This window comes from Tenacibaculum sp. Cn5-46 (assembly GCF_022347705.1).
GTDB classification, from domain to species: domain Bacteria; phylum Bacteroidota; class Bacteroidia; order Flavobacteriales; family Flavobacteriaceae; genus Polaribacter; species Polaribacter aiptasiae.
Genome location: NZ_JAKRGD010000008.1, coordinates 58,969 through 73,255, shown reverse-complemented (window position 1 = coordinate 73,255; position 14,287 = coordinate 58,969). Strand labels below are relative to the sequence as shown.

Here is a 14,287-nt window from a genome sequence, read left to right as displayed (position 1 = left end):
ATGTAATAAGGCGTTTTTAGAAAAAAGTTAGTAAGTAGCCTAGGAATGAACCCCCTAGTACTATAAATGCACTGTTTAGCTTTTTAAATCCAAAAACTGTAATTAAACTAAGCAGGGCTATAACTATTGTACGCCAATCTACCAAAGTGTCTTTTGCCATTTCTATACATACCGCAATAATTAAAGCTACTGCCGCCACGTTTACTGCATCTAAAACCGCACGGATGGTTTTAGACTTCCTCATTTTTGGCATTAATGGATTTAATAGCCATACAAACAAAAATGATGGTAAAAAGATTCCAAGTGTTGCTACAACTGCTCCCCATAGTCCATTCATTTGCCATCCTATAAAAGTTGCAGTAGATAAAACGGGCCCTGGTGTTATTTGTCCCACCGCTACGGCATCTATTAAGGCTTGTCTGGTTAACCAACCATTGGCGACTAATTCTGCATCTAAAAAAGCAAACAATACATAACCACTACCATATAAAATTGCGCCTATTTTTAAAAAAGTAAGGAATATTTTAAGGTTACTTAGATTGAATGTGTCGCTAGCTTGATACAGTAACAAAGGCATAATGCTAGGTAGGGTTGTAGCATTTTGTTTTACAAAATAGATGCCTAAGCCCAGCAATCCACAGCCTAGTAAGGTAACTATTTCATTTATTCCCAATAAGCAAGCGCCTAAAGCTATTGCTCCTATGATGGCTAGTTGGGTGTTTTTTATTGCTTTTTTACCTAGCCTATAAGCAGCCATTACTATAATGGCTATTACTGCTGGTTTGATACCATAGATAAAGGGTTCTACTTTGGGTAGTTGTCCGTATTCTTGATATAGCCAAGCAAAGATTGAGGTGATGACTACCGCAGGAAAAATAAAGCAAAAACCTGCCACTATTAATCCTTTCCATCCCGCTTTTTCATGTCCACAGTGCATGGTCATTTCTGTAGAGTTAGGTCCCGGAATTAAATTGGTTGCTCCCATAAGATCTAAAAAGTGTTCTTGGGTGATCCATTTACGCTTTTTAACTACTTCATCTTCCATCATGGCAATATGAGCAGCTGGACCGCCAAAAGCAATGCTTCCTAGTTTAAAAAAGAGCTTTGCTATTTCTTTTAAATCGTTTTTTTGAGACATCTACAATGTTTTGTGCTGTAGTTTTTTTTATGTACTTACAAATCTAAAGATTTATTATCCAACAATATAGTCGATTTTATATAGTCGCTTTATATTTCTGTGAGTAGGGTGTTCTTTTCAGTAGAATAAGGAAATTCATCTGTTAATCGACTCATCAAAGGTTCTTGTTTTCCTGTTTTTATATGGTTTTTTAAGGTTTTATGTCTTGTTTTTAGAGAATTATAGACTTTACGGAGTCGTTTTTACATTTCATTTACAATAATTAGGGGAGGCTGTGTCTATATTCGTAACTATATAAAACGGATTATTATGAATTTAATTAAAAAGAGTATTGTTTTAGTAGCGGTATTGCTTACTGTTTTTGTGGTGAGTGGCTATACTAAAAGTACATTGACCGATAAGAAGACTGAAACTGTAAAAGCGGTAGGTTCAACGATTAATTTTTTTGTGACGCATGGGCATTGCAGTACGCCTTTTGCTGGTAAGGTAAACGATTTAAAGGTTGATTATCCAACTCGATTGGATATGGGAAATCCTTTGGAAGATATGGTGATTTCGTTTGAGGTGGATCCTAATTCGTTTAATGTGTGTAGGGCAGAAGAGCTAACCCCGAAAATTAAAACGCCTGGTTTGTTTGTTGGTGTTAATAACGAGAAAATTAAGTTTAGGTCTACCAATATATATACGATGGGAATAGACTGGTATCAAGTAAATGGTAAGATGTCTATTAAAGGTGTTGAAAAAGAGGTGAAGTTGTTTGTTACGGGGATTAGAAAGCCAAACGAGCAAGTAGCAACAACCTTGGTATTAGATGGGCAGGTGAATTTGTTTGATTGGGGAATTGATTATGATTTGATTGTTAACGGAAAGTCGGACAATGTACCTACCAAATGGTTGTATTTGAATATGAAGATTGAATTAGTATAGAAATAGAAAAACACTCTTTTTGAAGAGTGTTTTTTGTTTTGATGACAAAGGCTCGAATATGTGTAGTACGGGATTTTAAAATATTTAATTGTGATGTTTCTACGCTGTTTATTAAATACTTTTTAGTTTAAATTTACCCAATTCACAACATTACGTATATTTATTTGTTGGCTACTACTATTTATGTAACTGAATAACCTATTTTATTAATCATTTGTCCTACAATTTTTTTAATTTTTTCAGATTTATTATCTCTAGTAAATTTCATTAGATTTACTATATCCTTTTCTGTAATTTCAGGTAAAATTCTATCGATAAAATCGGGTTGAAACAAATCATACCATCTTTTCAAAGTTTTATGTGAAAGTAACTTATATAGTATTCGCTCATTTGTTTGAAGACATTCATTAAAGAAATAAAGCCACCTATCATTAGTTACCGATGTAATCATTTTGTTAGCACTGTCTTGAGCAGAATTTGACACACCATAAGAATTTCCTAATTTAACACAAAGTACTGCTGTTATGCAAGTATGAAAAGCTGGTATTGGAATTACACTTCCCATTTTATATAGTGTATTCATAGGTAAAGGCTCATTATAGAAGTTGTTCATACCTTCATGAGCTCTGATTAATTCATTAGCTATTTTAATGAAGGAAGTAGAACGTAAATCTTCTGGAACAAAATCAAATCCTTTAACTTTTAACAATACTTTCTTTAAACCACTTGCAGCTTTTGTCTTACCGTCAGCAAATAGTTCTGAATAACTACGCCCCACTTGGTATTTTTCAGGGTTTTTTAAGTTTTTCCATATTTGTGGTACAATTAAATTAGCATTTGCTAAAGAATTTTCGAGTTGAGCACCTACAGCTGATTTTACAATTGATAATATAATTCTTAGAGTTGTTCTATGAAAAAAGTAAGGACTCTGTACAAGTTTAATTACATGAGGACTTTCATTAGTTAGTGTAATATTTTCGAGTTCATCTCTGAAGTTTTTGAAGTCAATAGGTATTTGTATTTTATCATAACGTAAACTACCTTCTATACATGACCTTATAATTGTTTTGGTCTCATCCTCAGTTAGCTCATTTTCAGGGGTGTCATCTAATTCAGGGTGATTAAAATGTGAAACGGTTTCTATTGCGTTTTTTAATCTAAATGCTGCAGTACCACTTATCATAGCTAATTCTTCAGCTAACCTAACTGCTTCATATGAAGATATTGCATCTTGTATATTGGTATATTCATCAATGTCGGGTCTATCCAAAAGTTCAGCAATAAATGAGACTCCCATTTTACTTAATTGGTTTTTTAAAGAGCTTATTGCCTTTGTAGATACATATGTTGAAACCATTTCGTAAGAACCTGATTCGAATCCTTTAACTATCTGACCTTGGTCTTTAGCTGATAGTTGTAAACCATAGTTTACTAATTCTGATATATCTTTTGTTTTCTTTGGTAATGCAGGTAAATCTGTATTTCTCCATACCATTACTGTATTGTTACTCATATTTAGTTTCTATTTTACCATCTTGTGATTGAATATATGCTGATTTTAATTCCTCGCCAATCATATTTGACAAAGTTAAGTATGTTCTACTTCTAGCACCACCATTAGTCTTAGTATTTATTATTTCTTCTGGGTGTTTAACAAAGACATTATAAGACACAACTTCTGCAGCATCTGTAAATATTGTAATACCATCACTCTGCATCATTCCACAAATCAATGAAAGTTGACCTTCTAATTTTGAATTTGCTTGTAAGTCTTTTTTATCTCTTAATTCTTTTATGACCTTCTGAATTTTAATTCTTTCATTTAAGTATATGCCATCTGAAAGTTTTTCTGGAATAACTATAGTTTTGTTGTCTATAACACATGCCAAGGTTCCATGTCCCTCTTTTAAAACCTTTTGAAATAGCTTTTTAAGAAAATTTATAGTTGGGCCTTTGAGTTTATCATCAACGTTTTCAACAATTTTTTCTATAAACAGTAATTGCTTTTTTAATGGTGTACTATCGATCTTATCATTGTTGCTATAACTTACAAGTATATTTTGAGCATTATTTCCTTTGACCTCAATTAATCTTTCTGCAATTTGTCTAATCAAAATTATTTTACATTCTTCCATATCTTCACCGATAAGAGTTTCGGATAATGATACAGAAAGGATAGAGGTTCCTGCTCTAAACAAGCCATATTCAAATGATTCTTCATTTCGAAGAATGTAAATTGCCCAACCATTATCCGTAAGTGGAGCGCATTTTTTCAATGCTTTTAACATGGTACCCTTTGTTCTTTCACCAATTCCGATTTTGTAGAACTGAACATTGGGTAACATTTGTTTTACTAACTCGAAATCATCGAGGATAAAAATTTCAGGATATAATTCTTTTCCTTCTTCTCGATAATAAAGTAATTGACTGATTAATTCGGGAAGCCCTTTTTGTGTTACTAAACAGTCCATTTTTTCTTCGTTCAGAAACTCTACTGAAGCTCCTACTAATGTTGGTTTTAATGATATTGATTTTACATTAGTCATGTTTATTTCTTCTTATTAAATTCCTCAATTTAGGCAACGGTTTATTTTGGTTGAAGTTATCTTGTTTATATGTGAAACATTGTTCCTGTTATTTACCTATTGTATCTGGTTAAGCAGAACTTTAGGTGAATTTATACAACTCTAAATATTCACTAAGTTTTTTAAGCATTCGAATGTAGGATAAAAAAAGAAGTTGGTTTTACGGAAAACCCTACTTTAAGTAAGGTTTTTCCCTATTTTTTATGTTTTTAAGCTAAAAACGTAGTTTTTTTCTTTCAGCGGCGTTCGCTGGAGGTTCTGTAGGGTTTCGAGAGCGTCAGCGAAGCCCGCTGATGGTTCTGCAGAGTTTCGAGAGCATCAGCGAAGCTCGCTGGTGGTTCTGCAAGGTTTCGAGAGTATCAGCGAAGTCCGCTGGTGGTTCTGCAGGGTTTCAAGAGTATCAGCGAAGCTCGCTGGTGGTTCTGCAGGGTTTTGAAAGCATCAGCGAAGTCCGCTGATGGTTTTGTATTGTTTTTATGGGGGTGTGCTATTCTGTGGATAAAGTCAAACTAAAAAAACAACCTTGGTTGAGGTTGTTTTTTGGGGGCTATGATTTCACTTTGGAGTAGTGTGTGAGTACTATTCAGCTGTAATGAACTATAATGATGGTTGTATACTGTTTTTTTTCAATAGTTCATTTTTAATAGTTTCAATTTCTATTTTTTTGGTACTGCAAAATTTGATATTCGTTCCATAATCTTTTAAGTCAGAAAATAATATCTCTTTGTCATTCCACATTTTCCAAATCAAGTATATTTTTCCATTCTTATTAAATCTGTAGGCTATAAAATCGTCTGTAAATGTTGAACCTTCAATTAAATAATCAAATCGATTTTGTTTGTTTTCAAAACGTTCAAATAATTCTGATTCAGATAGTTTATCAAACTCAAATTCAATCTCCTTTGCATTGATTAATTCGTTAAGTAGTGAAATCAGATAGCCTTGAAAATAGATGAGGTCTTTATTTGTTCCCAAAAAATCATTTTGGATCCATATTTTTCCAAATCCCATTTTAGGGTCAGATTCTGATTGAGTGAATTCAACTGCAAACGATTCTTTATTTCCGACTATCATTTTCTTTGTTTTAGAGTGTTTTTGTTAGTGAATGGTATGTGTTTTATTTACTATTTGTTTAACAACGACCATAAGAATGCACCAGCAATTAAACTATCATTTTCATAGATCATTAAATCTTCTGCTTTATTAATATCAAATTTTAATGTATCCTGAAGCTTTATTTTTTTTAAATCGTTGGGGGTATTATCTAACACTCCAATAGAATTTTTACCATTTAAAGAAAGGGCTACGAGCCACATATGTTCACTCAATTTATTCTCACTCAATTTTACTTTTACATAAAATTCTTTTTTACTATTCTTATTGTTTTTAAACTCCTCTATGAATTTTGGCAGGAGTTTTTGACTTTCTATTTTTGCTTTTAAAAGAAGTTCATCATTACTTTTAAATTCCCTGGTATTATCAATATCCCAATCAGTCAATTGATTATTCTTATTATTGGTAACCATGAAATAACCAATCAATGTAAGTATGAGAATAGGAAATATTATTTTAGAATTCTTTTTCATAAGTGGATGATAACGAGTAGTTACTTGTGGTTGTCTGTTATGTTAATTTCTGTGTCTATAATTTCTTCGTAAGAGGCATAATACGCACGATTACCAAATTTAACAAATGACCATTGTGCTATTTCTAAATCAGATTTTAACTCTTCTGGTATTAAATGTGGGAAAGCTTGACCGATTGCGTGAGATTTTAAAAGAAAATGAACATCATTTTCCGCTTCTCTTTTAGTTATCTGATTGTCAAACAATATTTCAGTTATAACTAGTTTATTAGTATCAATACTATATTTTGCTTTATAAATCAATTGTCCATCCCAACTTCTTGAGAAAAACAAAAAGTTATTATAGGCATAAATATCCCACTTACAATCCATAGAGTCTGCTTTAAAAGCAATTCCTTCTAATTTGCTTCCGTTGTGTGGGTATGTCAAGTTAGTAGAGATTTTGTCGAAATTTGAAGTGTCAAAATCAATTAATTCCTTACCAAAAGAACTTCTTAATTCGTTATATTTTTCTGCAATCAATTTCTCTTTCGTAAACGCCATTGTAGTTCGAGTATAAGAACTTATATCTAAAATTTTTTTATTAAAAGGATTGTCTTTTTCTCCAACTTCCAACCAACGAAATGAATGTTGATTAGATTCTGTTTTTAGAAATTCATTGTCTGACTTTCTTTTTTTCTTTACAGGCTTGTTTCCCGTCTTTTTCTTAGTTTGTTTAGATTTGTTTTTTAAAAAGTCAAATAATCCCATTCTGTTTTTCGTATTGGTGTTAATTTGTTTATATGTATAATATTGATTTTGTTATTTACCTAATATGTTTGGCTAAGCTGAGGTTTTGGGTGTTTTTATTCTTTGTTTAATTCAATCATATTATAAACTGTTCCGGCACTATCGATTGGTGTGCTACAAATATGCATATCGGCTTCTTTTATTTTAAGCATTTTTCTTTCAAAAGCCATTTCATTTGTTCCTACTATTTCTACATTTAGAATAATGTCATTGGCTTGTTTTGAAAATTTAAAATTATATAAGTGCTGATGTCTTCTATTAGATTTGAAATGACGAAATGAGTAATAAAATTCGTTGTTATATGTTATAAGAAAGTCATTTTCTCCATATTCGTTAATGATTGTGTTTAGATTTCTGCCGCTATTATAAATTATTATATACTTTCCTCTGTCGAAGAATAATTCAAGGTCATTCTCTCTATTTATTGTATTTACACTAATTCCGAATTCAATTTTTACTTTCTCTTTGGTCAGTGAATTTTCAGTTTCAACGTGTACTTTATTAGAGTTCCATAACATTAAAAAGTCATTACTTTGTTTTAAGAGAATAAAAACTCCCATGATTAAAAACCCGATTATAGACAGAAATATAATCCAAGGCTTTATAGTTAGTAGTTTATTCATTTTTATTTTCATTCATTAAGTAATTTATCAAATCTCCATTTCTCAACCTTTTTAATCCTAAGTATTCTTTCAGTAAGTTCAGAGTTATAAGAGCATCTAGAATTATTAAATCCAATCCAGTTTGGAAAGAACTTTTTCGCCATTTTAAAAATCGATTTGTCGAATTTTTTTGAACGCATAACTCCGACATTATTATCAGGGCCTACAATTAAATTCATTCTATGGTTAAGAACATATTTAAATGCGTTTTGTAAATGATGATTTCGACAATCCCACAATCCTTCATCTTCCCAAATAAATGCTCCAGACATTGTTTCGTATTCCATTTTTGGATTATCAATTCTAGATTCAGTTGGTAATGTTTCTTTATTCCTAATGAAAGTTATCCAAATCCAAATTTTTAAAATAATATTCATTGTAGTTCTAGGTTGGTGTATGAACGTTTTGGTTAAGTTGCGTTTTAATGAAGTTTAGGTGTTGTTGTGTACTGTTTTTATTTCGAGTAATTTTTTTCTTTAATTATATTTCCACAACTATCATAAGTAAACCATTTGCCAATTTTTTTGTTATTACATTTCTTTCCTGTTTTGTATCGATAGATTTCACCTTTATATTCCATGTAATCTGTATACTCTTTTGTGATTTCAAGTAATTGATTATCGGTATAATCAATTTTCAAAGTAACAATCTCTGTAATGATATTTCCATCTAAATCAAAAAATTTATAACTCAGGTAGTTTCCGTATTTATCAAATAAAGACTCTGTTCTTTTTATTCCTTTTCTATTGAATTGCTCATGTACTCCTGTTAATAGTTTGTATTCAGTATTGTTATGTATTAATCTAATGGTTTTTTTTCTCTCCTTTATTTTTCCATTCTTCCATTTCAATTCAACTTTTGAAGAATCTACAATCTTAAAATTATTGGCAATAGCCATATAACTTTCGGTATGTTGAGAAAAAGAAAAATTTGTAAAAATTATGAAGCAAAATATTATTACTTTTTTCATGCGTTAAATGCTTTACAATTTGTTTGTATGTGGAATATTAGATGTTTTTATATAACTTAAGATAGCAATATTTATAGCCATTATTATGTTGTATTCATACTTGATTAATACATTGGATTATCATCATAGTCTTTTAATACTCTGTTTTCATCAAGACTATAAGTTTGTCCAACTGCTGTTGATTCTACAAGAATACCAATTGATTTAACGTTTGTTTTTAATTTAGCCTCATTCCAACATTTGGATAAAAAATCGCTCAAAAGTTTTACTTCTATATTATAAAATTCAGATCGCTCATCAAATAGTTCATAATCGATTAAAGAATCTATTTTTAATTCATGCCACAATTCTGTAAATAGATTATAAAGTAATAGGTTTAAATTTCCAGAATTTGCAGTTTTCAATCCTAAATTAGGAAAGGATTCATGTTCGTGATAAGGCTTAATTCCGATTGAAAAGTATTGTAGTATATAATAATGAATCAGATAAATTTTTTCTTCAAATTTAGAATGTTCTTTTAATTTAAAATTAGTCTTTTGAGCTTCTATAAAGGCTTCTGTTATCTCTTTTTTTATCGGATCCAAAACAAATTTCGGATAGATTTCTTCCCAATAATATAAAGCATTAAGATAAAGTGATTCAAATAGTATTTGGATGTCAAATTCATCATCTGTATCTAAATTCAAATTATAATCTGTTACCAATTCCTTGAAGTTTAAATAAACTGGATAAATTGTTTCCAAATTGTCATTAAGTAGTTCAGATTTAATATTAAAACTTTTTTCTTTTTTCATATTTTGACTTGATGTCATACACAACTTGTTTGTATGCAGAGTGTTATTCTTGATGTTTGTTTAATATGTTTGGCTTAGCGGAACATTAGATATTTTATGCAACTTAAAATAGCAATTAAATTTTTTAAGTATTATAGCTTAAAAAAAGATTTTTATTATACTCATAGAAGTAGGCGAGAATGAGCAATTACTTATAGGTATTATTGTAGCTAGTTATTTTTAGTGCTATTAATATAAACTATTTTCGGGTTTTCTCCGTCATTGTTTCGCTTTGAGCGTCCATAAAGTCCGATTGTTATATCGTCAGGTGAATTTGTTTCCAGTTCTGAAGGGTTGACATAAGTGTACATACCATATCCGTGTCCAGATACAACCCAACCTTCAGTTTGATTTAATGAGATAACACTAAAATCTCCGGCAGGTCCGCCAGCGTGAACAGGTCCAAATTCTTTCATTAATCTTATTGCTTCCGTTTCAATGTTTTTAATTTGGGTAATGTCATCAAATATTATGTACGTTCCATTTTCAAATAATACCCAATCCTTAAATTTGGGGTTTATTGCAAGTCTAACATTGTCCAATAATGATTTCGTTTCCACTTTGCTGTTTTTTGATTCAATTTTCGATTCCTTATCCTTGTTTTTGTTTCCGCAACCAAACAAAATCAAAGATTTCAAAAGTATTATAAGTATTATTCGCATTTGTTGGGTTTAATTAGTTGCAATTTGTTTGTATGAGGAATATTCTTACAATTATTTAATATATTTTTCATTCAGAGCATCAATAATTATTTTATGGTCTTCCTCATCGTGTAATCCTGAAACTGTAATAACTGCGATCATTCCAGCGTTTTTAACGAAAATAGGAATTGATCCTCCTTTGGCTAAATATAGCTTTGGGTCAAGAGCAAATGTTTCAGGTAAAGTCATGTTTCCATTTTTAAGGTCGTGTTTTACACTTAAAGAACTTTCCTCGAAGTGTTTTGCCACATTTGCCTTCCTTTTTAACCAATTATGTTTGTCTGCGGGTAAATTATCATCTACAAATAAGAAAATTATGTGATTCAACCTCTCAATCTGTACGGCAATATTTTGATTTCTTTCTTTGGCTAAATTTACTATTGCCAACCCCATTTCAAGCCCAATTTTATTATTGAATTTTTCCAATTCTATTTTCCTAAGTGTTTTTTCTTCCATTTCTATTTTTTGTTTTGTTTGATTGGTCAATTTATTTTGAGATTTAATCGAGTTTATTCCTGTAAATAGAATTATCAATAAGATTAAATTCTTCATTTTAGTTACTTTGTTTATAAGCGGAACATTATTCTTTATTTAATGTGCTTGATAAGTCGAAGTTTTAGATGTTTTTATTTTTAGTAATTATACATATCTAATTCATCAAAGTTTTTTATTTCAGATAGTTTGATTAGATTTTCTATTTCAATGTTACTCCAAGTTTCTTTAAACTTTTCTTCACCGTCATTATCATTTTTATTTATATTCTTCTTGATTAGTTTTTTTCTTGTCAAAAAGTTAATACTTGTCTCTGTAATTGTAATTGGTCCACAATTGCTACTTGAATCATATCCAATTAATTCTAAATTTGAGTTCTGAAACCTAAAAGTATACTTCCAATATCCATACCTGCCATGGCCATAGTGTACGTATAATTTGTTGTTTTTTATTTCAATCCATAATTCAGGAGGGAAATAAACTCCACCGTCTTCATTTTCAGATGAAAAACAGTTAAGATTTTTATCAGTAAGCTGATAGTCTTTCTTATTTTTAAACAGTACAATAATTCCACGTCTATTTCTATCAACTTTTTTGTTAAATCGATTTGTAACGATATTTGCTGTATCCGTTTTTTTGATTATTAAAACACAATCATTTGCTCCATCTTTATTTAGATCTCCAAAATATTTTTCAAATAGAGTGTATCCTTTAGGAATAAAGTTAGAAAGAGCGTTGTTTTGTGCTTTACAGTTAAAGGCAATCAATAGCAGAAAACCTAATATTTGAAGTGGTTTTTTCATATTGTGAGCAACTTTTACACGCTAAACTTTAGGTGTTTTTATACTGTTAAAAATAGCAATTAAATTTTTTAAGTATTCGAATATAGCTAAAAAAAAGCAACCTCAATTAAGGTTGCTTTTTAGTTATATTTTAAAAAGGATTAAAATTTACTAAATACTCCCTTTTTTAAGATTACAGTTTTAGTTGGTTTGTTAGTGCTTTTAGGAACACTATTAGTTATTGGTTCTAACTTGAATGTTTCTTTACCTTCCACTAATACCAGTAAGTTTTCTTTTATCTCAGCAATACTAACAGAGTTGTCGCCAGTACAGTTAGGTTCACCTTCCCAAGAATAACAGAATTTGTTTTCTTTAGAGTCTTCCCATTTCCATTCAGCTAATCCACCTTCGTTTTCTGGTGTTGGATTAGTTAACTCAACAAAATAAGTACCTGCTTGAGAGAAAATAACTGTAAGTTCATGTATGGTTCCTACTACGTCTTCTCCGTTAACTTCTGTCATTTTCCAAGTTCTACATAACAAATCAGTGTTAGAAGATGAGCTGATTTTTTCAATCTTAGAAGAGCTAACTTCTATGCTTGTAGAGGTTTTGTTATCTACAATTGTAAAATCCATTTTAGTTCCATTAATACTTGAAATGATGATTTGACCAAAATCAATAAGATTAATGGTTTTGTCGTCAACAATTTCATACTGTCCTAAAAGAACATTATTCTCATTGTTTTTAGCTTTGCTTTTGTTTGAAGAAGCACTTTTTACAATAATGTAATTACCGTCTTTATTAAACTCAAAAGATTTGTAATTACTGTTTTCAATTTCCCATTTAGAGCTAATTTCCTCTTTCTTGATTTTAGTAGATGGGATTTCATCGTTTGAACTACAAGATATTGTTATTAAGGTAAGGAATAACAATGTTGCAATTTTTCCAATAGTTTTCATAGTGTTAAATGTTTAATAATGAACAAAAATAAATTTATATATGTAAAAAGCAAAGAAGAGTTTTTCTCTATTGGTTTTATGAAAAATAAAAAGCCAATCTTTTTTAGATTGGCTTTTAAATATGATTAGAATTTAAGTATTATCCTAAGAAAGGGTACTTATAATCAGTTGGGCTAACGAAAGTTTCTTTAATTAAACGAACAGAAGTCCAACGTAATAAGTTTTGAGCAGAACCAGCTTTATCATTAGTTCCAGAAGCTCTAGCTCCTCCAAATGGTTGTTGTCCTACTACAGCACCAGTTGGCTTATCGTTAATATAGAAGTTACCAGCAGCATTTTCTAAAGCTTTAGATGCTTTTTCTACAATATATCTGTCTGTAGAGAAAATAGCTCCAGTTAAAGCGTACTCAGTAGATTCATCAACTAATTTTAATGAAGCTTCCCACTCAGCATCTTCGTATACGTAAACAGTCATAACAGGACCGAATAATTCAGTACACATAGTAGCATACTTTGGAGATTTACTTACAATTACAGTTGGCTCAATAAAGTATCCTACAGATTTATCGTAACCACCACCAATAATAATATCAGCATCAGCATCTTCTTTAGCAGCATCAATATATTTAGCTATCTTATCGAAAGATCCTTCGTGAATTACTGCATTTACAAAATTAGATGGATCTTCTGGAGAACCCATTTTAATTTCACTAGTTTGGGCAACTAAATGCTTCTTAACATCTTCCCAAATAGAAGCAGGAATGTATGCACGAGAAGCTGCAGAACATTTCTGACCTTGGAATTCAAATGCTCCTCTAGTAATTGCAGTAGCAACTTGTAATGGATTTGCTGAGTTATGCGCCCAGATAAAATCTTTACCTCCAGTTTCTCCAACAATTCTTGGGTATGTTTTATATGTGTGGATGTTGTTTCCTATTTGTTGCCATAAGTTTTTGAATACATGCGTAGATCCTGTAAAGTGTAATCCAGAGAAATCTGGAGAAGCTAATACAGTATCAGTAATCATTACTGGGTCACCATATACAACGTTAATTACACCGTCAGGTAAACCAGCTTCTTTAAATAAGTCAACTATTACTTGAGCAGAATATGCTTGGTGATCAGATGGTTTCCAAACAACAACGTTCCCCATTAAAGCAGCTGCAGCAGGTAAGTTAGCAGCAATAGATGTAAAGTTAAATGGAGTAATTGCATATACAAAACCTTCTAATGGTCTGTACTCAACTCTGTTCCAAATTCCAGGAGCAGAAGCAGGCTGATCTTTGAAAATATCAGTCATGTACTCTACGTTGAAACGGAAAAAGTCAATCATTTCACAAGCAGCATCGATTTCTGCTTGGTGCACGTTTTTAGACTGAGCAATCATAGTTGCAGCATTCATTTTTGCTCTATAAGGACCAGCTAATAATTCAGCAGCCTTTAAAAAGATAGAAGCACGCTCCATCCAGCTAACACTAGACCAAGCTTCTCTAGCAGCTAAAGCTGTAGAAATAGCAGCATCTACGTGAGATTTATCTGCTGTGTGGTACTGACCAACTACATGCTTATGATCATGTGGAGGTGTAATATTTTTAGTGTTTCCAGTTCTAACTTCTTCACCATTAATGTGCATTGGTACATCAACGTTACTATTGTACATTGCTTTGTAAGTAGCCAATAATTCTTCTCTTTCAGGAGAGCCAGGAGCGTATCCTTTTACAGGTTCGTTTACTGCTTTAGGAACATTAAAAAATCCTCTTGCCATTTTTATTATGTTGTTTGTATGTTTAAAAAATATTTTTTTCAAAAAAGCAAAAAACAAAATCTAATACTATTAATTTGCAAAGACTAAGTAGTTTACATT

The 14,287-nt window shown here is 31.0% G+C and carries 16 protein-coding genes; 1 reads left to right on the top strand and 15 read right to left on the bottom strand.

Annotation, left to right across the window (positions count from 1 at the left end; all coding sequences use genetic code 11):
* Positions 1 to 16 precede the first annotated feature (16 nt).
* Complete coding sequence (chrA, locus tag MHN29_RS15935; protein WP_235275516.1) at positions 17 to 1,138, bottom strand: chromate efflux transporter; 1,122 nt, start codon at positions 1,136 to 1,138, stop codon at positions 17 to 19.
* 390 nt (positions 1,139 to 1,528) lie between these two features.
* On the opposite strand from chrA, the gene MHN29_RS15930 reads away from it, so the two are divergent.
* Positions 1,529 to 2,065 carry a YceI family protein gene (locus MHN29_RS15930; RefSeq protein ID WP_235275515.1) on the top strand — a complete coding sequence of 179 codons (537 nt, stop codon included), beginning with the start codon at positions 1,529 to 1,531 and terminating at the stop codon, positions 2,063 to 2,065.
* A gap of 181 nt (positions 2,066 to 2,246) precedes the next feature.
* Here MHN29_RS15930 and MHN29_RS15925 read toward each other — a convergent pair whose 3' ends face one another.
* From MHN29_RS15925 to pruA, 14 genes are all read right to left on the bottom strand, one after another.
* Positions 2,247 to 3,578: a hypothetical protein gene (locus tag MHN29_RS15925; protein WP_235275514.1), complete on the bottom strand. Its 1,332-nt coding sequence runs from the start codon at positions 3,576 to 3,578 to the stop codon at positions 2,247 to 2,249.
* Positions 3,571 to 4,611, bottom strand: coding sequence for a hypothetical protein (locus MHN29_RS15920; protein WP_235275513.1), 1,041 nt, complete (start codon positions 4,609 to 4,611; stop codon positions 3,571 to 3,573). The genes MHN29_RS15925 and MHN29_RS15920 overlap by 8 nt, the downstream gene beginning before the upstream one ends.
* 636 nt (positions 4,612 to 5,247) lie before the next feature.
* Positions 5,248 to 5,724, bottom strand: coding sequence for a hypothetical protein (locus tag MHN29_RS15915; protein WP_235275512.1), 477 nt, complete (start codon positions 5,722 to 5,724; stop codon positions 5,248 to 5,250).
* A 50-nt stretch (positions 5,725 to 5,774) separates the two neighbouring features.
* On the bottom strand, positions 5,775 to 6,236 hold the full coding sequence (locus tag MHN29_RS15910; RefSeq protein WP_235275511.1) for a DUF2314 domain-containing protein: 462 nt from the start codon (positions 6,234 to 6,236) through the stop codon (positions 5,775 to 5,777).
* A 20-nt stretch (positions 6,237 to 6,256) separates the two neighbouring features.
* Positions 6,257 to 6,985, bottom strand: a complete 729-nt coding sequence (locus tag MHN29_RS15905; RefSeq protein WP_235275510.1) for a hypothetical protein — start codon at positions 6,983 to 6,985, stop codon at positions 6,257 to 6,259.
* 95 nt (positions 6,986 to 7,080) lie between these two features.
* Positions 7,081 to 7,647: a hypothetical protein gene (locus tag MHN29_RS15900; RefSeq protein ID WP_235275509.1), complete on the bottom strand. Its 567-nt coding sequence runs from the start codon at positions 7,645 to 7,647 to the stop codon at positions 7,081 to 7,083.
* 8 nt (positions 7,648 to 7,655) lie between these two features.
* Positions 7,656 to 8,063 carry a hypothetical protein gene (locus MHN29_RS15895; RefSeq protein WP_235275508.1) on the bottom strand — a complete coding sequence of 136 codons (408 nt, stop codon included), beginning with the start codon at positions 8,061 to 8,063 and terminating at the stop codon, positions 7,656 to 7,658.
* Between the two features lie 77 nt (positions 8,064 to 8,140).
* Entirely contained in the window at positions 8,141 to 8,656 is a 516-nt protein-coding gene (locus tag MHN29_RS15890; RefSeq protein WP_235275507.1) for a hypothetical protein, read from the bottom strand.
* A gap of 104 nt (positions 8,657 to 8,760) precedes the next feature.
* A complete protein-coding gene (locus tag MHN29_RS15885) occupies positions 8,761 to 9,468 on the bottom strand; it encodes a hypothetical protein (protein ID WP_235275506.1) in 708 nt (235 codons plus the stop codon).
* A 191-nt stretch (positions 9,469 to 9,659) separates the two neighbouring features.
* The gene (locus MHN29_RS15880) at positions 9,660 to 10,151 is read right to left on the bottom strand and encodes a hypothetical protein (protein WP_235275505.1); all 492 of its coding nucleotides are present in this window, start codon (positions 10,149 to 10,151) and stop codon (positions 9,660 to 9,662) included.
* 51 nt (positions 10,152 to 10,202) lie between these two features.
* Positions 10,203 to 10,742: a heme-degrading domain-containing protein gene (locus MHN29_RS15875; protein ID WP_235275504.1), complete on the bottom strand. Its 540-nt coding sequence runs from the start codon at positions 10,740 to 10,742 to the stop codon at positions 10,203 to 10,205.
* A gap of 80 nt (positions 10,743 to 10,822) precedes the next feature.
* Positions 10,823 to 11,485 carry a hypothetical protein gene (locus MHN29_RS15870; RefSeq protein WP_235275503.1) on the bottom strand — a complete coding sequence of 221 codons (663 nt, stop codon included), beginning with the start codon at positions 11,483 to 11,485 and terminating at the stop codon, positions 10,823 to 10,825.
* A gap of 140 nt (positions 11,486 to 11,625) precedes the next feature.
* Positions 11,626 to 12,423 (bottom strand): hypothetical protein, encoded by a 798-nt coding sequence (locus MHN29_RS15865; protein ID WP_235275502.1) that lies wholly within the window; start codon positions 12,421 to 12,423, stop codon positions 11,626 to 11,628.
* Positions 12,424 to 12,562: 139 nt separating this feature from the next.
* Positions 12,563 to 14,188 carry an L-glutamate gamma-semialdehyde dehydrogenase gene (gene pruA, locus MHN29_RS15860; protein ID WP_150900207.1) on the bottom strand — a complete coding sequence of 542 codons (1,626 nt, stop codon included), beginning with the start codon at positions 14,186 to 14,188 and terminating at the stop codon, positions 12,563 to 12,565.
* Positions 14,189 to 14,287: the final 99 nt, after the last annotated feature.